Below are 20,619 nucleotides of genomic sequence, written 5' to 3'. Positions count from 1 at the left end.
GGTTCATGGTCGCTGTCCATGTCACGTGGACCCCGGCCACCGCGGGTGCGCACACGATCACCCTGACCCAGGGGAAGCTGCTGGCGTCGCAGACCGTCATGGTCGCTGCCGCGACCGCCGGCACACCCGTGCCGACTGCGGCCACCGCCGACTGCTATGGCGCCGGAACCTGGAGTTTCGGCGCCTGACTCCGGCCTTCTCGTAGGAAATTGCCTACGGTTGACGTGTAGGCATTTTCCTACCTATCGTGGGGTCATGCCGTACCGCGTGAAATCCGGAAGCGCCGATCGGGTGTTCGGGGCGCTGGCCAATCCGACCCGGCGCGACATCCTCGAGCTGCTGCTCGAGGGGGAGCAGTCGGTGCAGGTGATTGCCGAGCGGTTCGATATGGCGCGGCCCAGCGTCTCGGAGCATCTGAAAGTGCTGCGGGACGCCGGGCTGGTGGCCGAGGACAAGCGCGGCAGGCAGCGGTTCTACCGGGTGGAGCCGGAACCGTTGCACGACCTGCAGTCCTGGCTCGATCCGTTCGAACGGTTCTGGCGGGCCCGGCTGCGTGACCTGGGCGCGGTGCTCGACGCCATGCCCGACCAACCCGACCGGAAGGACCGATGATGACCGACGACGTCACCGCGATCGAACTCGATCACTACTACCCGCATCCGCCGGAGAAGGTGTGGCGCGCGCTCACCACACCGGAACTCATGGGGCAGTGGATGATGCAGCCCATCGGCTTCGAACCCGTGGTGGGCAACGTCTTCGAGATGAAGACCCAGCCCATGCCCGGCCAGAACTTCTCCGGCGAGATCCACGGCACCGTGCTGGAGGTCATCGCGCCGCAGCTGCTCAGCGTCAGCTGGAACGACGCGAACTCCGATCGGGACAACGGCTGGGTGATCAGCTGGACTCTGCGGCCGGAGGGGCACGGCACCCGAATCCTGTTCAGCCACCGCGGTTTCGATCCGGAGGACCCCGTCATGCAGCGGGCGCGCACCATCATGGGCGGCGGCTGGAAGGGCATGCTGGACCGGCTCGAATCCGTCCTCGTGGACGCCTAACCGGTCCGGCACCGCCCCCCGGACGTCAGGCCATGAAGGCCGCCACGTGATCGCGCACCCAGTCGGCGTAGGTGCGCGGGGCCCGGCCGAGCACCCGCTCGACCTCGTCGGTGACGATCTCGTTGCCGCCGGCACGGACGTACGCCTGCCCGGCGAGAGCGCCGTCGGCGAACTCCTCGGACATGCCCGCGCCGAGCATGAATTCGCGCGCCCGCTCCTCCGGCACATCGGCGACGTCGACCGCCCGGCCGAGCGCCGCGGCCAAGGTCGCCGCCTGATCACGGGTGCTGAGCACCTCGGGGCCGGTGAGGGTGTACACCTGCCCGGAGTGCTCGTCCGACAGCAGCGCCGCCACCGCGACCTCGGCGACGTCCCGTGGATCGACGACGCCCTGCCCGGCCGTCCCGGTCATGTTCGGCACCGGTTGCCCCGCGCCCAGCATGGCCGCCCAGCTCAGAGTGTTGGAGGCGAAACTGCTGGGCCGCAGGATGGTCCACGCCACCCCGCTGTCGCGTACCGCGTGCTCACCGGGCAGGTGCCAGGTGCCGACCCGGCCCACACCCGGCTCGCCGGTCCCAATGGCGGACAGCTTCACCAGCCGCCGCACCCCGGCCGCGCGGGCCGTCCCGGCCAGTGCGCGATCCAGTTCGACGTAGTCGGGGCCGAGCTGCCCGATGAGGAACGCCGCCTCCGCGCCGTCGAACGCGGCGGCCATGGACGCGGTGTCGGCGTAGTCGCCGCGCACCACCTCGACCCCGGCGGGTACCCGCGCGCTCTCCGGGTCCCGGGTCACCGCACGGACTTTCACGCCACGCTCGGCCAGCAACCGGACGACTTCACTCCCGATGGTGCCCGTGGCACCGGTGATAACGATCATGTGCACCAGCCTGACGAGCCGGCACCCTCGCGCTATAGGAAAAACCGGCACAGCCCCGGCCCGCGAGACTACCTAGAGTTGATTCGGTGACCATCGCGCAACTCCCGGCCCCTGTCGTCTCCGCCGACGAGCTCGAACACCGGCTGAGGCCGCCGGAGTCGCTGCGGCCCTGGATCACCGAGATCGCGCACATCCCGACCGTGCGGCCGGAGGCCATGGCCTTCACCCACGTCCCGCAGGCGGTCACCACGATCGTGCTGCGCACCGAGGAATCCGGCCGCCGTGACGCCCTCGTCGTGGGCCCGCGCACCCGCGCCAGCTACGCCAACCCCAGCAAGCCCGCCGGGTGCACGCGCATTCGCCTGGCCCCCGGTGCGTCCCAGCCGCTGCTGGGCCTGCCCGCCGCGGATCTCACCAACCGGGTCGCTCTGCTCGCCGACCTGCCCGGCGCCGCCGCCGATCTCGCCGGCGCCCTCGCCGAGCTGGCCCCGGAGGACATCCTGCCCTTCCTGGAATCCGAGCTGCCGCAACGCCTCTCGGAGGATCGCACCCGCCGCGACCACCGCCGTCTGCTCGGCTCGGCGGTCGCCGCCATGGACACCGCGGCGCCCATCGCCGATCTGGCCACCAGCCTCGCTATCAGCGAACGCCAACTCCGCAATCTGTTCACCACCGGAATCGGCGTCTCGCCCAAGCACTATGCCCGCATCGCCCGGGTCCGCCAGATCCTCTCGGCCGCGGGCCACACCCCCTGGTCCCATTTGGCCACCGCCAGCGGCTATTACGACCAATCGCACATGACCGCCGACTTCCGCTCCCTGATGGGCGTCCCGCCCACCGCCTACTTCCGCGGCGACATCCCCGCCCCGACGCCCTGCCAATCCCTGACCCGCTTCACCGGCTGACCACCTCCGCGCGAGCGGCGGCGATTCGGGAGGCGATCGCATCCGACCGGGGCGGGCTCGATTTTTGAAATCCAAACATTTCACAGTTTGCGAACGCTACTGTTCGTAGGTCGCGAGTGCGGCCACGGACAGGGAGAAAACATGAACATGAGTCGTCGAATCGCTTGGGGCGGACAGGGATTGGTGGCCGCCGGAGCGGTGCTCGCATTGACGGCGGCGCCGGCCGGGGCGTATCCGACCCTGAGCATTGCGGGCAATCCGGGTCAGCTCCAGGTCGGAAGCACCTATGTCCTGTCGGACGCGACCGCGGGCTGGGGTGCCTGGGTGTACTTCTACGACAACGGCCAGTGCATCGGCGGCGAGCAGCTGGGCATGGACAGCGTCGCGGCGCTCCAGGACTGGACCCCCACCACCGCGGGCACCCACACCCTGCAGGCCAAGCAGGGCTCGGACACCCAGACCCTGACCGTCACCGTGCAACCCGCCCCGGCCGGTACCCCGGTGCCGACACCCCCCAAGGCCACCTGTGGCGGTGGCGGCAGCTTCCAGCTCCCGAGCGGCAGTTTCGGTCTCTAGCTCGGGCGGGCCCGCGCCGCGTCGAGGCAGACGGGCTCGAACGCAACTTCTGACAAGCCGGTTGGTCGGTCGGATCGCATGAGTACGCCGGCCGACTCTGCGTGCCCGGAGGGGACGTTCGGGCAGTGGAATCGGCCGGCGGGATCGGGCCAGCGCCTCGAAACACGGCCCGATGATCAGGGGGTGTGGAGCCGGGCGGACCGGCTCCACGGAGGGAACTAGCTGGCGTAGGCGCGCAGGCGGTCGGCGCGCTCGCCCTTGCGGAGCTTGGACATGACCTCGCGCTCGATCTGGCGGACGCGCTCACGGGACAGGCCGAAGAGCTTGCCGATCTGGTCGAGGGTGCGCGGCTGGCCGTCGTCGAGGCCGTAGCGCAGCCGGATAACCTGCTGTTCGCGCTCGTCCAGGGTGGCCAGAACGGTGCGCACGTCGCGGTGCAGCAGACCGGCGATGACGGCGCTCTCGGCCGAGGTGGCCTCGGAGTCCTCGATGAAGTCGCCCAGCGGGGCCTCTTCGTCATTGCCGACCGGCATGTCCAGCGATACCGGGTCGCGGCTGTGGTCGAGCAGGTCGGCGATCTTCTCGACCGGGATGCCCGACTCGTTGGCCAGTTCCGCGTCGGTGGCCTCGCGGCCGAGCTGCTGATGCAGTTCGCGCTTGATGCGGGCCAGCTTGTTCACCTGCTCGACCAGGTGGACGGGGAGGCGGATGGTACGGGACTGGTCGGCCATACCGCGGGTGATGGCCTGCCGGATCCACCAGGTGGCGTAGGTCGAGAACTTGAAGCCCTTGGTGTAATCGAACTTCTCCATGGCGCGGATCAGGCCCAGGTTGCCCTCCTGGATCAGGTCCAGCAGCGGCATGCCACGGCCGGTGTAGCGCTTGGCCAGAGAGACCACGAGGCGGAGGTTCGCTTCGAGCAGATGCTGGCGGGCGGACTGACCCTCGCGAACCAGGATCGCCAGATCCTTCTTCTTCGCGGCGGACAGACGCTTGCCGGTCTCCAGCAGGTGCTGAGCGTAGAGGCCCGCCTCGATGCGCTTGGCCAGCTCGACCTCGTCGGCTGCCGTCAGCAGCGCCGTCTTACCGATTCCATTCAAGTACACACGTACCAGGTCGGCGGCGGGGCTTGCGGCATCGAGATCTTGTTCGCTGGTGCGCACGTCAGTGGTGGCGGGGCTTGTCATGACTTGCCTCCTGTCGGTGGTGTCTCGCTCCGTTCAACGGACCCGACTTCAGGAAAGTTCCCCGCCGGATCATCGGTAAACCGCACCTGAGCTGCGGTTTTTAGGGTGCACGGCTGAGAAGTTCCTGAGAAGCGCGCATCGCTGGGAACACGCGCCGCCGGCGGACGGCCCTAGGTGTCCGGGTGGTTGCCCGCCGCCGGACCCGAACTTTCTGACGCGACAAGCGAATACGCGTGAACCGACCTTGTGCGGGCGTCTTCGTTCGAGCAGGTAGTGAAACGAAAGGCGGCTCCGCCACATTCCCGCGCCGGACCGGATCGGTATGCGCGCGACATGGGATCGTGATCGACCTCACCGCCCGTCATCGGCGGTTTCGAGCCGGAACGCCGACGGCCGCCGGGGAGAACCCGGCGGCCGTCGAGGGAGAGAGCGCTCAGCGCGGATGCACGAGACCGTGGCGGACCAGTCCGGCCACGATGGTCATCGCCGCGGTCGCGAACTCGGGGGTCGCGGCCTCGCCGGTTTCGCTGAAAGCCAGCAGTTCGAGGAGTTCGCGCAGGGGCAGGCCGTCGGGACGCATGCCGGCCAGCAGCGCGGCGGTGGTGTCGTCGACCTCGTGCTGCCAGCGCGGGCCGTCGCCGCGGTGCAGCCGGGCCACCGCCTGCGCCCAACCCTCGTCGCCGGGGAGGTAGACGCGCTCGAGCGCGGCGGCCGGATCGACCTCGTAGCGCGAGTCGAGGATGAGGTCGTTGTCGACGGCCGCGGCGCGCAGCCAGGCCGAGCGCTCGAAGTAGGCGAGGGCCTCCGGCCCCAGCGGATCGTCGAAGCCGTGGGTGAGATCCTCGGCGAGGAGTTCGGTCGGGCCGTCGATGGCGCGCAGATAGACGAAACCGAAGCCGATGCCCGCGACCCCGGCCTCGCGGAAGGCGTCGAGCCAGCGTTCGGCGCGGTCCTGGGCGGCGGCCTCGCGCGGGTCCAATCCGGCGTCGCGCAGCCAGGTTCCGACATAGAGGGCCGGATCGGCGATGTCGCGCTGCACGATCCACGCGTCCACGCCATGGTCGGGCAGCCAGCTCGCGACCCGGCCGCGCCAGTCCTGGCCGTCGACGTGCACCCAGGAGGCCAGCAGGGCCGCGGTGCCGCCCGGGTTCAGCAGGTCCGGGATGCCGGAGATGACGAGTTCGCTGGCGCCGTCCAGGTGCAGGCCGGAATCGCGGTAGGTGTGCTCGACGCGGGCCGGGCCCACCACGAACGGGGGATTGGCCACCACCTGATCGAAGCGGCGGCCGGCCACCGGCTCGAACCAGGAGCCTTCCAGCAGTTCGATATCGAGGTCGTTGAGGGCGGCGGTGGCCTCGGCCAGCCAGAGGGCGCGCTTGTTCACGTCGGTGCCGGTGACGCGGTCGCCGTAGGAGGCGGCGTGCACGGCCTGGACGCCGCAGCCGGTGCCGAGGTCGAGGACGGTGCCGGTTTTGCGGGTCGGGGTGGCGCGCAGCAAGGACAGCGAGGCCTGGCCGACGCCGAGCACGTGATCGGTGTCGAGGCTGCGGCGGCGCATCGAGTCGTCGAGGTCGGACAGCACCCAGCGGGTGCCCTCGCCCAGATCGAGGGGGCGCAGGTCCAAGGCGGCGCGGATCTCGTCGCCGTCGCGCTCCAGCAGTCCCGCGTTGATGGCTCGGTCGATGCTCACGGGCGAAAGGGCCGCTGCCGCTTCACGTTCGGGGACGGTGTCGCCGAGCAGCAGCAGGCGCACCAGGGTGCCGAGCTCGCCGAGCTCGGCGGCGGCGCGGCGGACCGGCACGGGTTCGCCGCGGCCGAGGGCGGCGTGGGCGGCGTCGCCCAGCGCCTCGAGCAGGGTGTCCGCGTCGTAGCGGACGCGGGTCAGCGCCGCGCGTAGGTCGGGCGCGAGGTCGGCGAGCAGGGACGAAGTAGTCGTCAAGCGCGGGATGACGGAGCGATTCGTCGGCATGAGGAGGAACTCTGCCACCGCAACCGATGGGCATCCGCCGCCGGGCCCGGTTCCCTTGCCCGGAGGGGGTGGAAACCAGTTGGTTGCCAGTCGCCCCGAGCCATGAATTCGAGCTCACTTATCGATGTATTTGCGATCTCACCTGCGGTTATTCGCCCCGCTCGCAGGGATCTTCGTTGCTACTGTGACCTGGATCACCAGGAGGTATCGCAGTTGACAACTGAATCCCAGACCGGCCACCCGGATCCCGACTGGCCCGAGGTCTACGACAGTCCCGAATTCCAGCGCCTGCGGCATCGCTTCCGGCGTTTCGTCTTCCCCATGACCGCTCTGTTCCTCGTCTGGTACGCGCTGTACGTGCTGCTCGCCGACTACGCGCACGGCTTCATGTCGCACAGGGTGGGCGGGAACATCACCGTCGGGTTGATCTTCGGCCTGCTCCAGTTCCTTTCGACCTTCGCCATCACCGGCCTCTATGTCCGCTACGCCGACCGCACCCTCGACCCGATGGCCGAGCAGATCCGCGCCGAACTGGAAGGGCCGAACCGATGACCGGATATCTGGCGGCGGGCGTGGAGGGCAGCCACCCGGGGCTCAACATCACCATCTTCGCGATCTTCGTGGTCATCACGCTGGGCATCGTGGTTTGGGCCAGTCGTGCCAACCGCACGGCCGCAGACTATTACGCCGCCGGGCGCGCCTTCTCCGGGCCGCAGAACGGCATCGCCATCTCCGGTGACTACCTGTCGGCGGCCAGTTTCCTGGGGATCGCCGGGGCCATCGCGGTGTACGGCTACGACGGTTTCCTCTATTCCATCGGGTTCCTGGTGGCCTGGCTGCTGGCGCTGCTGCTGGTGGCCGAATTACTTCGCAATACCGGCAAATTCACCCTCGGTGATGTGCTGGCCTTCCGGATGCGGCAGCGGCCGGTGCGGGCCGCCGCGGCCACCTCGACGCTGGCGGTGAGCCTGTTCTATCTACTCGCGCAGATGGCGGGCGCAGGCGTGCTGATCTCGCTGCTGCTGGGCGTATCCGGTTCGGCGGGACAGAATCTGGTGATCGCGGTGGTCGGGGCGATCATGATCGTCTACGTGCTCGTGGGCGGTATGAAGGGCACCACCTGGGTGCAGATCGTCAAGGCGGTGCTGTTGATCGGCGCGGCCGCGGCCATGACGGTGTGGGTGCTGGGGCGCTACGACTTCAATTTCTCCAGCGTGCTGCAGGACGCGGTGAACCACGGTGGCAAGACCGGCGCGAAGCTGCTCGAACCGGGCGCGCGTTACGGCAAGAACGGGACCAGCAAGCTCGACTTCCTCTCTCTCGCACTGGCTCTGGTGCTCGGCACGGCCGGGCTGCCGCACGTGCTGATGCGGTTCTACACGGTGCCCACGGCCAAGGACGCCCGCCGTTCGGTGGTGTGGGCGATCGGCCTGATCGGCGTCTTCTATCTGTTCACCCTGGTGCTCGGCTACGGCGCGGGCGCGCTGGTGGGGCCGGAGAAGATCGCCAAGGCGCCGGGCAAGGAGAACGCGGCCGCGCCGCTGCTGGCCTTGGAACTGGGTGGGCCGGTGCTGCTGGGATTCGTTGCGGCGGTGGCGTTCGCGACGATTCTGGCGGTGGTCGCGGGGCTGACCATCACGGCGTCGGCGTCCTTCGCCCACGATGTGTACGCCAATGTCATCAAGCGCGGGAACGGTGACAGTAAGGACGGCGAGGTGCGGGTCGCGCGGATCACCGCGGTGGTGATCGGGGCGCTGGCCATCGTGGGCGGCATTCTGGCAAAGAACCAGAATGTGGCGTTTCTGGTGGCATTGGCGTTCGCGGTGGCCGCTTCGGCAAACCTACCGACCATTTTGTATTCACTGTTCTGGCGGCGCTTCAACACCGCCGGAGCACTGTGGAGCATCTACGGCGGATTAGCGGTCACCATCGTGCTGATCGTGTTCTCGCCGGCGGTCTCCGGGGCGCCCACCGCCATGATCAAATCCCATGACTTCCACTGGTTCCCGCTCGCCAACCCGGGGCTGGTGTCCATACCGGTTTCGTTCGCTCTGGGCTGGCTGGGAACCGTGCTGTCGAGAGAACACGACGACGCCAAGTACGCCGAGATGCAAGTGCGGTCGCTGACCGGCACCGGAGCGGAAAAGGCTGTGCAACACTGATGTCCGAATAAAGTGGCGGAAAGTTCGCTGAAAAGCGTTTCAGAATTTCAAGATCAACATTTTGAAGATCAAAAATACTGCCACGCAACGAGGTTGGGCTGTGTATGCTATTGATCATGCACGGCCCCACTGCGAGGTGGGATGACGGCGAGGCGGTGTCGTATTGGACCTCAACAGGCTCCGGATGCGTAGAGCGAGTGCTATTGCAATCGCTTTCGGCATACTGGCATTGATGGTCACAGGGGTGTTCGATCGATTGTTGCTGGGTGTTTTCATGGCCACCGGTCTGACGCTCGGCTGGGTGAACGCCCGGCTTACCTGGATGTCCATCGTTCGTATCACCGACGCGGAAACACCCAGCAAACAGAAATTGGCGCTGTCCTCGGCATCGCGGTTGCTCATTCTGACCGCGCTGTCCATTGTGGTGGCATTCCTGACTCGCCCCTACGGCGTCGGAATCTTCTTCGGGCTGGCGGCCTTTCAGCTGATTCTGGTTCTCCATACCGCTCTGCCCGAGGTGAAAGGGCTTCGACAGCAGTCATGAGCATTCCCGTCGCTTTCCTCGCCCATTCGTCGGCGCCGGCGCTGCTGGCCGCCGAAGACTCCTCGGGGGAGTCCAAGATCCATGTCGGCGACCACGCCCAGGCGCACCTGCTGGGCATGACCTTCAACGTGGACACCATCGTGTCCACCGGGGTGGCCGCGCTGATCGTGCTGGGCCTGGCCTTCTATCTGCGCGTGAAGATCACCTCCGGGGTGCCCAACGGCGTGCAGCTGTTCTTCGAGACCATCACGGTCCAGATGCGCAGTCAGGTCGAGACGGCCATCGGCATGAAGGTCGCGCCGTTCGTGCTGCCGCTGGCGGTCACGCTGTTCACCTTCATCCTGTTGTCGAACTGGTTGTCCGTCTTGCCTGTTCAGTACGGTTCGGGGGAATTGATCGCGCCGCCGGCGTCCGATTTCAATTTCACGCTCTCGCTGGCGCTGTTCGTGTTCCTGCTCTATCACGCGGCAGGCGCGTGGCGGCGCGGCCCGGGCGGGCACGTGAAGCAGTTGCTGAAGGGTCACACCGGCTGGGGCCCCATGGTTTTCATCAATGTGGTCGAGGAAATCGCCAAACCGCTGTCGCTCTCCTTGCGACTTTTCGGCAACATGTTTGCGGGCGGCGTGATGGTTTCGGTGATCACCTTGTTCCCGTTCTGGATCAGCTGGGGTCCGAATGCCGTCTGGAAACTCTTCGACCTCTTCGTCGGAGCCATTCAGGCATTCATCTTCGCCCTGCTGACCATCCTCTACTTCAGCCAGTCGATGTCGCTGGAGAGTGAAAACCACTGAGCGGCTTCAGTCGTTCAGCGCAGTAACCCTTTGTCAAAGGAAGTGAAAAATGGCAGACCCAGCAACCGCGAGTATCGTCCAGGGCGCTCTCATCGGCGGCGGCATCATTCTGGCGGGCGGTGCCATCGGCGCGGGTATCGGTGACGGTCTGGCCGGCGCCGCACTGATCAACGGTGTCACCCGGCAGCCGGAGGCGGAGGGCCGCCTGCGCGTGAACTTCTTCCTGACCGTGGGTCTGGTCGAAGCGGCATACTTCATCAATCTAGCGTTCATGGCCTTGTTCGTATTCGCTACTCCCGGTAAGTAGACGTCATCATGTCTCCCAGAACGGATGTGGAGGCCGCGGGGAACTTCCTGGTTCCCAACGGCACCTTCTTCGCTGAGTTATTGATCTTCCTGATCGTGCTCGGAGTCATCTGGTTCTTCGTGGTTCCGCCGATACGAAAAGTGTTGGCGGAGCGGGAGGCACGTGTCGAGGTCACGACGGCGACCGCCAAGGAAGCCAGCGAAACCTTCGCCGAAGCCGAGGCGCGCTACGAGTCCGCGCTCGAGAAAGCCCGTACGGAAGCGGCCGACATCCGCAACCAGGCCCGGGCCCAAGGGCGCGCGATTCTCGATGAAATGCGCGGCGAGGCACAGAAAGAGGCCGACCAGATCGTGGCCGAGTCCACGGCGCACCTCCGCGCCGAGGCCGACCAGGTCGCCGCCGAACTACGCGAAGCCGTCGAACCACTCGCTCAGGACCTGGCCGGCCGGGTCCTGGGTGGGAACGATCGTGCCCGGACCAGCGCGGGCCAGCAGAGAGGACGGGGGTCTGCATGATCCTCACCGATACCCATCTCGCCGAGGGTATTTACAACATCACCTTCGATTGGCCCGTCTTCTTCAGCCAGCTGTTCGGCTTCGCTGTCATCGTGTGGTTCGTCATGAAATACGTGGTGCCACCGGTGAGGAGAATCATGAACAACGCGCAGGACCAGATTCGGCGGCAACTCGAGGAGAGCGAGGCGGCGGCGGAGCGCTTGGCCACCGCCAAGGCCGCCTACGACAATGCCGTCGCCGAGGCGCAGGCCGAACTCGATCGCATGCGCGAAGAGGCCCGGGCCGACGCCGACCGCATCATTCTCCAGATGCGCGAGGCCGCCGCGGCCGAGGTGGAACGAGTGCGCAAGCAAGGCCGTGATCAGATCCTGCAGTACCGCAGGCAGATGATCCGCGACCTGGAACAGGATCTGGCCGCCGCCATGCTCGCACTCACCGAGGAGAAGGTGCGCGAGCAGATCGGCTCGCCGCAGGCGCGCGCCGAGAGTATCGAGAAGTTCCTCGAGGACCTCGAGGCGCTGGCCAACTCCGGCGAGGCGGCCCGCCGCCAGCCGCAAACCGAGCGGAAATAAGCCCGGGCAAGGCACGCCCCTGAAACCTCCGGGTTTCAGGGGCGTTGCCGCGTGTGCGGGCCGGAATCGGTTCGGGCCGAGGGGAATCGGTTCAGGCGGGCAGGCGGCCGGTGAGGCAGTAGGACTGGCCCGCGGGGTCGGCCATGACGATCCAGTGCTTGCCGATTTCGACGCGGCGTGCGCCCAACTGCTCGTGCCAGGCGGCCGTGGCTTCGATATCGGTGCAGGCGATGTCCGGGTGCGCCGACGTGGGCCGGTCGTCGCCGAGGCGTTGCAGCAGGAAGTCGAGGGGGATGCCCGGCCGCGCCGAGAGGCGGGCGAATTCCGGCAGCGTGCTGGGCCGCCACGACCATGCGGTCAGGTCGGTCCAGAAGCGGGCCTCGATGTCGAAGTCGCTCGCGCCGATGTCGAGGCAGATCTGATCGAGGCGGGTGCGGTCGCCGGCCGGGCCGGTCACGGTCGGGGTGAGCGGGCCCGCGGAATCGCGGAAAGGCGTGAAGCAGAACGGCATTCCGGCGGGGGAGCGCAGGACGGCGTAGCCGATGCGCGAGGTGAGGATGTAGTCCGCGGCGAGGGTGGCGCCCAGCCGCTGGGCGCGCTCGGTGGCCGCGTCGACATCGTCGACGTCGAGGTCCAGGTGCACGCGCGCCGGCCCGTCGATCGACTGCATCTTGACCGTCGCGGCGCCGGAATCCGGGAGCAGCGTGACGAATCGTCGTGTTCGCCGCGCGGGGCGGAGAGCTCGGTGCCGGTGACCGTGGTCCAGAAGCGGGCGCAGTCGTCGAAGTGTGCGGCGGGGCGGTCCAGGAAGGCCCACACCCAGCGAATCGTCATGCTGTCTCCAGGGTTTCGCGCTTGCGGAAGGTCTTGCGGTAGGCCAGCGGTGGCACGCCCAGCTCCAGGCGCATGTGGTGGCGCAGCGAGGCCGCGGTGCCCATGCCCGCGCTGCGCGCGACCTCGTCGACGGTCAGGTCGGTGGTCTCGAGCAGGTGCCGGGAATGGCGGATGCGCTGCCGCAGGATCCACGCGCCGGGCGCCATCCCGGTCTCGGCCTTGAACCGGCGGGTGAAGGTGCGCACGCTCATATGAGCATGCGCGGCAAGGGAGTTGAGGTCCAGCTCCCGTTCCAGATGGTCCAGCGCCCAGCGGCGGGTCGGCGCGGTCCCCTCACTGCCCGACTCCGGGACCTGCCGCTCGATGAACTGCGACTGGCCGCCGTCACGCCACGGCGGCACCACGCAGTAGCGGGCCGCGCCATTGGCGGCGGCGCTGCCGTGATCGGTGCGGATCAGATCCAGGCACAGGTCGATGCCGGCCGCCAATCCCGCTGAGGACCAGACGTTTCCGTCCTGCACGAACAGCAGGTTCTCGTCGAGCAGGACCTCCGGGTAGAGGGCGCGGAACCGGTCGGCGAACTGCCAGTGGGTGGTGGCGCGGCGGCCGTCGAGGATGCCCGCCGCGCCCAGGACGAAGGCGCCGGTGCAGATGGAGACGATGCGCGCATCCGGGCGGATGGTGGCCAGCGCCGCGGCCACCCGGGGCGGCAGCGTGCCCTCCTGACGCGGCTCGGTGATGCGGGTGCCGGGCACGATCACGGTGTCGGCGCGGGCCAGCAGTTCGGGGCCGAACTCCGGGATCACGGTGTAGCCGCCGGTCGCGGCGACCCCGCCGGTGCCGATGCCGCAGGTGTGCACCTCGTAGAGCTGGTTTCCGTTCTCGTCGACGGCGGCGCCGAGCACGACGGGCGGGATCGACATGTCGAAGCCGACGGTCGGTTCCAGGACGAGGACGGCCACCAGGTGGGGTGTCGGCACGATGCTCCTCTCGCGATGGCTGGATCTTGACGCATTGTGGCATTCTGGCCACTCGTCGCGAAAGAGCTTTTCGGTCACGCTCGATCGGTGAGCGAACTGACCGACGATCTCGACCGGGAATCACCGGGTGGCGCAACCCCATTGGGTGCGGCCCGCACCACCGATCCGGAACCCTCCGCGGCGAGCGGTTCGACGCAGCCTCCGCGTGTGCGTTCCGGACTGCATCCGGCCTGGATCGTGGCGGTGGTGGGTTTCATCGCCCTGCTCGGCGCGGCCGGCTTCCGCTCGGTGCCCGGCGTGCTGATGGATCCGCTGCACGAGGAGTTCGGCTGGTCACACGGCACCATCGGCGCGGCGGTGTCGGTCAATGTGCTGCTCTACGGCCTGATCTCGCCGTTCGCGGCGGCGCTGATGGATCGTTTCGGCATTCGCCGGGTGGTGGCGTGCGCGCTGGTCCTGATCGCGGCGGGCAGCGGGCTGACCGTCTTCATGACGCAGCCGTGGCAGCTCATGGCGACCTGGGGGCTGCTGGTCGGCGTCGGCGTGGGCTCGATGTCCATGCCGTTCGTGGCCACCATCACCGGTCGGTGGTTCGTGAAGCAGCGCGGGCTCGTCACCGGGGTGCTCACCGCCGCGGGCGCCACCGGTCAGCTGGTGTTCCTGCCCGTGATCGCGAGCCTGGCCCGCGATTACGGCTGGCGCACACCGACTCTCGTGGTGTCGGCGACAGCGCTGGCGGTGGTGCCGCTGGTGCTGCTGTTCATCCGCGACTTCCCCAGCGATGTCGGGGAGCGGGCCTACGGCGCCGAACCCGGCAGTGAGGTCGGGCTGCGCACCGCGGCGCCCGGCGGCGCGGCCCGCGCGGTGACGGTGCTGGCGAGCATTGTCCGCAAGCCCGTCTTCTGGCTGCTGGCCGGCGGTTTCGCCATCTGCGGGGCCTCCACCAACGGCTTGATCGGCACGCATTTCGTCAGCGCCGCCCACGATCACGGGATGCCCGCCACCACCGCGGCCGGACTGCTGGCCCTGGTCGGCGTCTTCGATGTGGCCGGCACCATCGCCTCGGGCTGGCTCACCGACCGCCTGGACTCCCGCTACCTGCTGGTCGCCTACTACTCGCTGCGCGGCCTCTCGCTGCTGTGCCTGCCCATCCTCTTCGGACCGGACGTGCACCCGAGCATGTGGGCGTTCATCATCTTCTACGGTCTCGACTGGATCGCCACCGTGCCGCCCACGGTCGCCCTGTGCCGCACCCACTTCGGCGCGGACGGACCTGTCGCCTTCGGCTGGGTGTTCGCTTCGCACCAGATCGGCGCGGCCCTGGCAGCCTTCGGTGCGGGCGTCATCCGCGATGTGGAGGGCAACTACACCATGGCCTGGTTCATCGCGGGCGGACTGTGCGGTCTGGCAGCCCTGCTCTCCGCGAGAATTCGCCCCTCGGCTGCCTGATTCCACGAGCCGGCGGTGGAACGGCGGTTCAGCCGTCGATTGCCTTGTGCGGGTTCGACTCCAGCGCGATCTGATCGCTTCGTCCGTCCCAGCGACTGGGCTCGTCCTTGGTGCGGGGCGGGCGGTCGTTGGCGATGAGCACCGCGATCCAGGGGAGCGGGATGGAGACGCCGATGATGAGCAGCGCCAGCCACCAGCTGTGCCACACGCTGTACGCGACGGCCGCGCCGATCAGGCAGGGGATGCGCAGCGACATGATGGTGAGGTAGCGCCGCACCCGGTCGCGATGCTGCTGCTCCAGCGAGGGCGCGGCCTCGGTGATCAGCGCCGGGTGCTGCTTCTCCTCGCCCGGGAAGTAGCCCTGGGATTGGCTCGGTGGTTTCGGGATGGCACCGGCGGGGTGGAACTCGACGTCCGGGCGATCCTCACCGCTCATGCCGTCGGCCTGGGATTCGCCGTCACGCTGCATACCCCGAGTCTTCCACTACCGCGCGTCGGATGCACACGCCACCCCGCCCCGCGGCAGGCCGACCTGGCATGATTGAACCCGTGAGCGCAGACACCCTGGTCCGTCCGGACGAGACCACCGACGAGTCGACCGACAACGACACTCCCAAGGTCTTCCACTACGTCAAGAAGGAAAAGATCACCGAGTCCGCCGTCATGGGCACCCACGTGGTGGCCCTGTGCGGCGAGGTCTTCCCGGTGACCCGCTCCCCGAAGCCCGGCTCCCCGGTTTGCTCGGACTGTAAGCGGATCTACGAGATGATGAAGAAGGACTAGCCGTTTCCACTGGTCAGCGCGTTGTAGACCAGGTCGAAAGTGTCATTTCGGTGTAACTCCGCCCGGGTCTGTCAAGCCTGTGACCGCTGAACCGTCCGCCGCCACCGTGCGGCGAACGCCTGGTGGATGTGGTGGTTCTGGGCTGTCGATGCGCCCGGTGCCGAGAGCCAAGACCGTGCTCGGTCAGTTCGGGAGGTCGCGGGCGAGGGTTCGGCCGAGGACATGGCGAAGCGCGAATTCCAGCTCAGGTGTGCGGAATCGGTGTCCGGCGGCGGTCAGCCGGTCGGGGATGACCCGTTGGCTGGCGGACGCCAGCTCGCGGGCGCCCTCGGCGCCGAGCAGTAGTCGCGGCCCGAATCCCGGGATCGGGACGAGCGCGGGGCGGTGCAATACCCGCGCCAGTGCCGCCGTGTAGTCGCTGTTCCGGACGGGGTCCGGTGCTACGGCGTTGATGGGACCGGAGAGCGTTTCGTCCCACAGCGCCCGGTGATAGACGTCGACCAGATCGTCGATCCCTATCCACGACAGCCATTGCCGTCCGTCTCCCATTCGCCCGCCCAGGCCGGCCGAGAACAGCGGACGGAGCAGGCGCAGCGTGCCGCCGCGCGGCGACTGGACGATGCCGGTGCGGATGGTGGCCACCCGGACGCGGTCCGCGGCCGCCAGCGCGGCGTCCTCCCAATCCGCAACGACATCGGCCAGGAAACCGCTTCCGCGGGAGCTGTTTTCGGTGAGCGGATCATCGCCGCGATCGGCTCCGTAGTAGCCGATCGCGGAGGCGCTGAGGAAAACTCGGACACCTGATCGCGCCGCCAGGTCGGCGAGGCGGCGTGTCGGTTCGATTCGGCTGTCGCGGATGTCGTGCTTGTGTGCCGAGGTGAAGCGCCCCGCGATCGACGCGCCCGCGAGGTGGATGACGGCATCGATATCGGCCAAGAGGTCGCTGGCCGGCTCGGCCGGATTCCACTGCCGCTCATCGGGAACGGTGGGCGGCCGCCGAACCAATCGGATCACCGCATGGCCGCCGGTGGTCAGGAATGCGGTGAGCGCGGATCCGACCAGGCCGGAGGCGCCGGTCACCGCGATTCTCGCCGGGCAACGCCCGGCAGCCCGCCGATGCGCGTCGAGATCGCCCGCCAGCTGCCGGGATCGATAGGCGAACATCGATTGCAGCGCGGCGGCGGGCACGGGTGTGTCGACCCGGTCGAGCACGCGGGTGTGTCGTTCGTCGACTGCCTCGAAGCTGTGAGTGTGTTTCCACGGCAACAGGTTCGAGACCATCTCCGACGCATTGCCGCCGACGGCCTCGTCGCTGAACCGTCGTGGCGGGTCGTAGTCACTCGCGATGTGCTGTGCGACCCAGCGCATCCCGCCGGGCAGCGCCAATACCGCGCGGCCGTCGGACAGAGAGGATGCCTCTGTCACGAGCCGGACCGGCGACCACGGAGGGCTCAGGCGTGTGAACGCACCGGGACGCTCGAACCAGGCGAATACCTCGTCCTGCGGTGTGGCGACCACACTCGACCACTCGATACCCACGCACGGGACTCTAGCGCGTCGAGGCCGCGCGCCCGTGTTCCGACGCCTGCAGTGTCGACCGCCCACGATCCGCGACATAGGGCGCATCGTTTTTGCATCGATTGAATGCTACTGTCGAAGCAGTCAGCTAGGCCACTATCCGCCCGGCTCGCACGATTGCTGGAGGAACGATGAACACGACTCCACCTCGCGGACCTGTGCGCTCGATGTGTGCCACCGCGCCGCGAAGTCTTTCCGTGGCCGCCTCGGTGGCCGGTCACGCCCACGTCGCGTCCCGCATCGCGGTCGCGGGTCCCGGGACCCCAGCCTGGGCGCCGGCTTGCGACTGCGAAGTCCTTCCCTACGACGCTGATTCGAGGCTGGGTGGACATGCGCACATCGGCGTCGCGCAGTCGGTCCTCGGGCACAGGCCGGTTGTGGCGTCGGCCCGAGCTGTGGCGGTGCCGCGATGAATGCGACTGCTCCCGCGCGGCTGATCGGGCTCGCGACCGCGGCTTACGGTGTGGCAGTGTCCATCCGGCCCGAGATTCTGCTGCGCCCGACCGGACTCGGCACCGGTGGTGAACCCGAATTGCGGGCTGCGGCGCGGCTGGTCGCGCTGCGCGACCTGGTCTCCGGGCTGGCCTTGGCGTTCGCCGACGACCCTCGTGCTCGCCGGACCGCCGTCATCATCAGGGTGGCCTGCGACGTGGCGGACACGTCGGTCTTCGCCCTCGCGCTCGAGGGTCGCGCCGAACGCGTGAAAACCCTAGCGGTCACCTCGGGCTGGGGTCTGCTGTGCGCCGCGAGCGGGGTGTACGAGGCGTGGCAGGGTGCCCGGCGGGCCGATCTCATCGATGGCGGTGATCCAACGGTGCCGGGACGGATGGCATGACCGATATGCCCGATCGGTCAGGTGGCGACCAGTTCCGAGCTCAGTTCGCGCAGGGCCGCGATCGCGGCGGACAGCACTCGATGCGCTGCGGCCAGGTCCGTATCCGGCAGATCGGCCATCGCCGCGCGAGTTCGACTGCCGATCGGCCCGAAGAATTCGCCTGCCACCGCCATTCCGTGCTCGCTGTAGTGCAACAGCACCCGGCGACGATCCACGGTGTCGACCGTGCGCATCAGATGCCCGGTCGAGATCATGCGTTCCACCAGGTAGGTGACCGCAGCGGGGGAGATGCCCATCAGCGTGCCCAGCGCGCCGGCGGTCAGGGGCGTGCTGTCCGCATCGGCGGTGGCCACATGCAAGAGCGCGCGGAAGTCGTTGGGGCGCAGTGTGTTCGTGCGTGCGAACGCGTGCCCGATCAGTTCGGTAACCGACGACAGCGCACGCAGATCTCGAGCCAGCTGGGTCTCCAGCCGCGCGCGTTCGTTCGTTGGTTCCGCAGGTCGGGCAGCGCCGTTGGTCATCATCGCCTCCGTTTCTTTGTTCGCGAGCCTAACGCGACCGTCGTTGCCGAATATTTAAGAATCTGAAATAGTGACCGGCGTGGAGGCGTGGGAGCGGTTCGCGGTGCTGGTCACCGGCCGCAAATCATGGGTACTGCTGGTGGTCGTCATCGCCGCCGCCGTGGCGACGATGGCCTTCGTCGGCACCGGCGGATCAGGTGGGCAAGCGCCCGACTCGCTGCCTGCATCCTCTGATTCCGCACGCGCTGAACGGGCCCTGTCGCACTTCGCGGACGGTGATACGGCGTCGGCGGTGCTGGTGGTCTCCCGTGTCGATGACACCTCGCTGTCCACCGCCGATCTGGACTCCGCCCGTGCGGCACTGTCGCGCATGGGTACGGCGCTCGGGCCCGGGCTCGTCACCGCTCCGGATGGCAAGGCTGCCCTGGGGCAGGTAGCGGTGCCCGCGGGCCTCAACGGTTTCGCGCTGTCGGACCGGGTGCGCGAACTCCGCGCCGCGGCGACAGCCCAGGCGCCCGCCGACCTGCGACTGCAGGTCACCGGCGGACCGGCCTTCGGTGCTGATATCGCGGAATCGTTCTCGGGAGCAAACGTGCTGCTCTTGTCGGTGACGGCGCTCGTGGTGATGGTCTTGCTGGTCGTGACCTACCGCTCCCCGGTGCTGTGGTTGCTGCCGCTGTCGGTGGTCGCGCTCGCCGACCGGGTGGCCGCCGCCGTCGGTGCGGGATCGGCCGGAACGATCGGGCTGTCCTTCGACGGATCCACCGCCGGTATCACCAGCGTGCTGGTCTTCGGTGCCGGGACCAATTACGCACTGCTGTTGATTTCCCGCTACCGCGACGAGTTGCACGCCACACCCGACCACCGGACTGCGCTGCGGATCGCGGTGCGCAAGGCGGGCCCGACGATCTTGGCGAGCAACATCACCGTCGTGCTCGCCCTGCTGACGTTGCTGCTTGCCGTTCTCCCCAACACTCGCAGCCTCGGGGCGTTCGCTGCCCTCGGTCTACTGATCGCCGTGGCGTTCGCTCTCACCGTGCTGCCGCCCGCCCTGGCACTGTGTGGGCGAAAAGTGTTCTGGCCCTTCATTCCCCGGCCCGACAACCGTGACGTCGCCCGAACCGGCGTATGGAGCGCGGTGGCACTCAGGGTTGTGCGCCGTCCGCGATTCGTCGCCGCGACCGCACTGATCCTGCTGGCGGCCTGCGCCGCGCTGTTGACCGGCACCCACATCGGACTCAACCAGGCCGAGCAATTCCGGGTCCAGGCTGAATCGGTCGACGGACTGAACACCCTGGCCGCGCACTTCCCCTCCGGTTCCTCCGACCCCGCGCTCGTGGTGGCCGACAGCAAGGCCGATGTGGCCGTGCAGGCCGCTCTCCAGGCCACCGACGGCGTGGTGAACGCGTCTTCCAGCGGCACGGCCGGTGGTCTGACCCGATGGACCGTGGTTCTCGATTCCGCGCCGGGATCGGCACGGGCCTTCCACACCATCGAACAACTGCGCACCGCCTTGGCGCCGATTCCTGGTGCCGACGCATTGGTCGGAGGCTCGGACGCCAAGGCATTGGACACCCGTAATGCCTCCCGCCGCGATCAAGCGCTGGTGCTGCCACTGATCCTCGGAGTGGTGCTGACCGTATTGCTGGTGCTGCTGCGCGCCCTCCCTGCCGCCCTGCTGCTCGTCGGGGTGACAACGCTCAGCGCCCTGGCGTCGCTCGGTCTCGGAAGCTGGCTCAGCGCACACGTCTTCGGTTATCCCGCGTTGGATACGAACGTGCCGTTGTTCGCGCTGCTGTTTCTCGTGGCCCTCGGTGTGGACTACACCATCTTCCTGGTCGCCAGGGCGAAAGAGGAGGCTGCCGACCACGGATCCACCGACGGCATGATCCGCGCGGTCGCATCCACCGGTTCGGTGATCACCAGCGCGGGCATCGTGCTGGCGGCGGTGTTCTGCGTCCTGGGGGTGCTGCCGCTGATCACCCTGACCCAATTGGGAATCGTGGTCGGTATCGGCATCCTTCTCGATACGTTCCTTACCCGCACCGTCATCATCCCGGCCCTGTATGCCGTGATCGGACCACGCATCTGGTGGCCCAACCACCTGGCGAACAGGCCCGACGAATTCGCGCCGAGCGCCGCCGCGCCGACCCATCGATAGCGGGGGCGGAGCATGCAG

At 68.0% G+C, this 20,619-nt stretch carries 24 protein-coding genes; 16 read left to right on the top strand and 8 right to left on the bottom strand.

Translation table 11 applies throughout. The features are described from left to right. Positions 1-5: 5 nt before the first annotated feature. The 3 genes from ON33_RS14655 (at position 6) to ON33_RS14645 (ending at position 1,055) form a co-directional block, all read left to right on the top strand. Positions 6-188 (top strand): hypothetical protein, encoded by a 183-nt coding sequence (locus tag ON33_RS14655; RefSeq protein ID WP_040859066.1) that lies wholly within the window; start codon positions 6-8, stop codon positions 186-188. A 67-nt stretch (positions 189-255) separates the two neighbouring features. Continuing rightward, entirely contained in the window at positions 256-612 is a 357-nt protein-coding gene (locus tag ON33_RS14650) for an ArsR/SmtB family transcription factor (protein WP_040859064.1), read from the top strand. Further along, complete coding sequence (locus ON33_RS14645; protein WP_040859063.1) at positions 612-1,055, top strand: SRPBCC family protein; 444 nt, start codon at positions 612-614, stop codon at positions 1,053-1,055. The genes ON33_RS14650 and ON33_RS14645 overlap by 1 nt, the downstream gene beginning before the upstream one ends. A gap of 25 nt (positions 1,056-1,080) precedes the next feature. On the opposite strand, the gene ON33_RS14640 is transcribed toward ON33_RS14645, so the two are convergent. Beyond that, the gene (locus tag ON33_RS14640) at positions 1,081-1,932 is read right to left on the bottom strand and encodes an NAD(P)H-binding protein (protein WP_040859062.1); all 852 of its coding nucleotides are present in this window, start codon (positions 1,930-1,932) and stop codon (positions 1,081-1,083) included. An 86-nt stretch (positions 1,933-2,018) separates the two neighbouring features. Here ON33_RS14640 and ON33_RS14635 point away from each other — a divergent pair, with 86 nt between their 5' ends. Beyond that, positions 2,019-2,837 (top strand): helix-turn-helix domain-containing protein, encoded by an 819-nt coding sequence (locus ON33_RS14635; protein WP_051152135.1) that lies wholly within the window; start codon positions 2,019-2,021, stop codon positions 2,835-2,837. Positions 2,838-2,984: 147 nt separating this feature from the next. Further along, a complete protein-coding gene (locus ON33_RS14630) occupies positions 2,985-3,413 on the top strand; it encodes a hypothetical protein (protein ID WP_157184538.1) in 429 nt (142 codons plus the stop codon). 218 nt (positions 3,414-3,631) lie between these two features. On the opposite strand, the gene ON33_RS14625 is transcribed toward ON33_RS14630, so the two are convergent. Together ON33_RS14625 and ON33_RS14620 are read right to left on the bottom strand one after the other, a co-directional pair. After that, complete coding sequence (locus tag ON33_RS14625; RefSeq protein WP_040859059.1) at positions 3,632-4,600, bottom strand: sigma-70 family RNA polymerase sigma factor; 969 nt, start codon at positions 4,598-4,600, stop codon at positions 3,632-3,634. A gap of 433 nt (positions 4,601-5,033) precedes the next feature. Further along, positions 5,034-6,569, bottom strand: a complete 1,536-nt coding sequence (locus tag ON33_RS14620) for a DUF7782 domain-containing protein (protein ID WP_051152134.1) — start codon at positions 6,567-6,569, stop codon at positions 5,034-5,036. A gap of 213 nt (positions 6,570-6,782) precedes the next feature. On the opposite strand from ON33_RS14620, the gene ON33_RS14615 reads away from it, so the two are divergent. The 7 genes from ON33_RS14615 (at position 6,783) to ON33_RS14585 (ending at position 11,460) form a co-directional block, all read left to right on the top strand. Then, the gene (locus ON33_RS14615) at positions 6,783-7,121 is read left to right on the top strand and encodes a DUF485 domain-containing protein (RefSeq protein WP_040859057.1); all 339 of its coding nucleotides are present in this window, start codon (positions 6,783-6,785) and stop codon (positions 7,119-7,121) included. Further along, positions 7,118-8,731, top strand: a complete 1,614-nt coding sequence (locus ON33_RS14610) for a monocarboxylic acid transporter (RefSeq protein ID WP_040859056.1) — start codon at positions 7,118-7,120, stop codon at positions 8,729-8,731. The genes ON33_RS14615 and ON33_RS14610 overlap by 4 nt, the downstream gene beginning before the upstream one ends. 232 nt (positions 8,732-8,963) lie before the next feature. Then, positions 8,964-9,275, top strand: a complete 312-nt coding sequence (locus tag ON33_RS14605) for a hypothetical protein (RefSeq protein WP_245550526.1) — start codon at positions 8,964-8,966, stop codon at positions 9,273-9,275. Next, positions 9,272-10,066 (top strand): F0F1 ATP synthase subunit A, encoded by a 795-nt coding sequence (atpB, locus tag ON33_RS14600; RefSeq protein ID WP_051152129.1) that lies wholly within the window; start codon positions 9,272-9,274, stop codon positions 10,064-10,066. The genes ON33_RS14605 and atpB overlap by 4 nt, the downstream gene beginning before the upstream one ends. Before the next feature lie 49 nt (positions 10,067-10,115). Beyond that, positions 10,116-10,373, top strand: a complete 258-nt coding sequence (locus ON33_RS14595; RefSeq protein ID WP_040810042.1) for a F0F1 ATP synthase subunit C — start codon at positions 10,116-10,118, stop codon at positions 10,371-10,373. 26 nt (positions 10,374-10,399) lie between these two features. After that, positions 10,400-10,888: a F0F1 ATP synthase subunit B gene (locus ON33_RS14590; protein ID WP_306307514.1), complete on the top strand. Its 489-nt coding sequence runs from the start codon at positions 10,400-10,402 to the stop codon at positions 10,886-10,888. Continuing rightward, positions 10,885-11,460: a F0F1 ATP synthase subunit B family protein gene (locus ON33_RS14585; protein WP_051152127.1), complete on the top strand. Its 576-nt coding sequence runs from the start codon at positions 10,885-10,887 to the stop codon at positions 11,458-11,460. Before ON33_RS14590 ends, ON33_RS14585 begins: the two co-directional genes overlap by 4 nt. A 91-nt stretch (positions 11,461-11,551) precedes the next feature. Here ON33_RS14585 and ON33_RS14580 read toward each other — a convergent pair whose 3' ends face one another. Together ON33_RS14580 and ON33_RS14575 are read right to left on the bottom strand one after the other, a co-directional pair. Beyond that, on the bottom strand, positions 11,552-12,130 hold the full coding sequence (locus ON33_RS14580) for a VOC family protein (protein ID WP_245550525.1): 579 nt from the start codon (positions 12,128-12,130) through the stop codon (positions 11,552-11,554). Positions 12,131-12,290: 160 nt separating this feature from the next. Beyond that, positions 12,291-13,274, bottom strand: coding sequence for a GlxA family transcriptional regulator (locus tag ON33_RS14575; protein ID WP_040859052.1), 984 nt, complete (start codon positions 13,272-13,274; stop codon positions 12,291-12,293). Positions 13,275-13,481: 207 nt separating this feature from the next. Here ON33_RS14575 and ON33_RS14570 point away from each other — a divergent pair, with 207 nt between their 5' ends. After that, positions 13,482-14,723, top strand: coding sequence for an MFS transporter (locus tag ON33_RS14570; RefSeq protein WP_245550538.1), 1,242 nt, complete (start codon positions 13,482-13,484; stop codon positions 14,721-14,723). Positions 14,724-14,751: 28 nt separating this feature from the next. On the opposite strand, the gene ON33_RS14565 is transcribed toward ON33_RS14570, so the two are convergent. Next, positions 14,752-15,192, bottom strand: a complete 441-nt coding sequence (locus tag ON33_RS14565) for a DUF3099 domain-containing protein (RefSeq protein ID WP_083868953.1) — start codon at positions 15,190-15,192, stop codon at positions 14,752-14,754. A gap of 68 nt (positions 15,193-15,260) precedes the next feature. Between ON33_RS14565 and ON33_RS14560 the strand changes: the two genes are divergently transcribed. After that, a complete protein-coding gene (locus ON33_RS14560) occupies positions 15,261-15,506 on the top strand; it encodes a DUF3039 domain-containing protein (RefSeq protein ID WP_040859050.1) in 246 nt (81 codons plus the stop codon). Positions 15,507-15,689: 183 nt separating this feature from the next. Here the strand turns inward: ON33_RS14560 and ON33_RS14555 are convergent, their stop codons facing one another. Further along, a complete protein-coding gene (locus tag ON33_RS14555; protein ID WP_040859048.1) occupies positions 15,690-17,045 on the bottom strand; it encodes a TIGR01777 family oxidoreductase in 1,356 nt (451 codons plus the stop codon). Positions 17,046-17,493: 448 nt separating this feature from the next. Here ON33_RS14555 and ON33_RS14550 point away from each other — a divergent pair, with 448 nt between their 5' ends. Continuing rightward, a complete protein-coding gene (locus ON33_RS14550; RefSeq protein ID WP_051152125.1) occupies positions 17,494-17,919 on the top strand; it encodes a hypothetical protein in 426 nt (141 codons plus the stop codon). Positions 17,920-17,936: 17 nt separating this feature from the next. On the opposite strand, the gene ON33_RS14545 is transcribed toward ON33_RS14550, so the two are convergent. Then, the gene (locus ON33_RS14545; protein ID WP_051152200.1) at positions 17,937-18,440 is read right to left on the bottom strand and encodes a MarR family winged helix-turn-helix transcriptional regulator; all 504 of its coding nucleotides are present in this window, start codon (positions 18,438-18,440) and stop codon (positions 17,937-17,939) included. Positions 18,441-18,519: 79 nt separating this feature from the next. On the opposite strand from ON33_RS14545, the gene ON33_RS14540 reads away from it, so the two are divergent. Then, complete coding sequence (locus tag ON33_RS14540) at positions 18,520-20,601, top strand: MMPL family transporter (protein ID WP_245550537.1); 2,082 nt, start codon at positions 18,520-18,522, stop codon at positions 20,599-20,601. The last annotated feature ends 18 nt before the right edge of the window (positions 20,602-20,619 follow it).

Source organism: Nocardia niigatensis NBRC 100131 (genome assembly GCF_000308655.1).
Taxonomy (GTDB): Bacteria; Actinomycetota; Actinomycetes; order Mycobacteriales; family Mycobacteriaceae; genus Nocardia; species Nocardia niigatensis.
Note: the sequence above shows the minus strand (reverse complement) of the source record. Positions and strands in the feature narration are given on the sequence as shown.

Coding starts and splice junctions, on each gene's coding strand:
- ON33_RS14650 (WP_040859064.1), top strand. CDS start 256: ATGCCGTACCGCGTGAAATCCGGAAGCGCCGATCGGGTGTTCGGGGCG.
- ON33_RS14605 (WP_245550526.1), top strand. CDS start 8,964: ATGGTCACAGGGGTGTTCGATCGATTGTTGCTGGGTGTTTTCATGGCC.
- ON33_RS14625 (WP_040859059.1), bottom strand. CDS start 4,600: ATGACAAGCCCCGCCACCACTGACGTGCGCACCAGCGAACAAGATCTC.
- ON33_RS14565 (WP_083868953.1), bottom strand. CDS start 15,192: ATGCAGCGTGACGGCGAATCCCAGGCCGACGGCATGAGCGGTGAGGAT.
- ON33_RS14585 (WP_051152127.1), top strand. CDS start 10,885: ATGATCCTCACCGATACCCATCTCGCCGAGGGTATTTACAACATCACC.
- ON33_RS14640 (WP_040859062.1), bottom strand. CDS start 1,932: ATGATCGTTATCACCGGTGCCACGGGCACCATCGGGAGTGAAGTCGTC.
- ON33_RS14545 (WP_051152200.1), bottom strand. CDS start 18,440: ATGACCAACGGCGCTGCCCGACCTGCGGAACCAACGAACGAACGCGCG.
- ON33_RS14560 (WP_040859050.1), top strand. CDS start 15,261: ATGATTGAACCCGTGAGCGCAGACACCCTGGTCCGTCCGGACGAGACC.
- ON33_RS14580 (WP_245550525.1), bottom strand. CDS start 12,130: ATGCAGTCGATCGACGGGCCGGCGCGCGTGCACCTGGACCTCGACGTC.
- ON33_RS14630 (WP_157184538.1), top strand. CDS start 2,985: ATGAGTCGTCGAATCGCTTGGGGCGGACAGGGATTGGTGGCCGCCGGA.
- ON33_RS14645 (WP_040859063.1), top strand. CDS start 612: ATGACCGACGACGTCACCGCGATCGAACTCGATCACTACTACCCGCAT.
- ON33_RS14620 (WP_051152134.1), bottom strand. CDS start 6,569: ATGCCGACGAATCGCTCCGTCATCCCGCGCTTGACGACTACTTCGTCC.
- ON33_RS14595 (WP_040810042.1), top strand. CDS start 10,116: ATGGCAGACCCAGCAACCGCGAGTATCGTCCAGGGCGCTCTCATCGGC.
- ON33_RS14550 (WP_051152125.1), top strand. CDS start 17,494: ATGAATGCGACTGCTCCCGCGCGGCTGATCGGGCTCGCGACCGCGGCT.
- ON33_RS14610 (WP_040859056.1), top strand. CDS start 7,118: ATGACCGGATATCTGGCGGCGGGCGTGGAGGGCAGCCACCCGGGGCTC.
- ON33_RS14655 (WP_040859066.1), top strand. CDS start 6: ATGGTCGCTGTCCATGTCACGTGGACCCCGGCCACCGCGGGTGCGCAC.
- atpB (WP_051152129.1), top strand. CDS start 9,272: ATGAGCATTCCCGTCGCTTTCCTCGCCCATTCGTCGGCGCCGGCGCTG.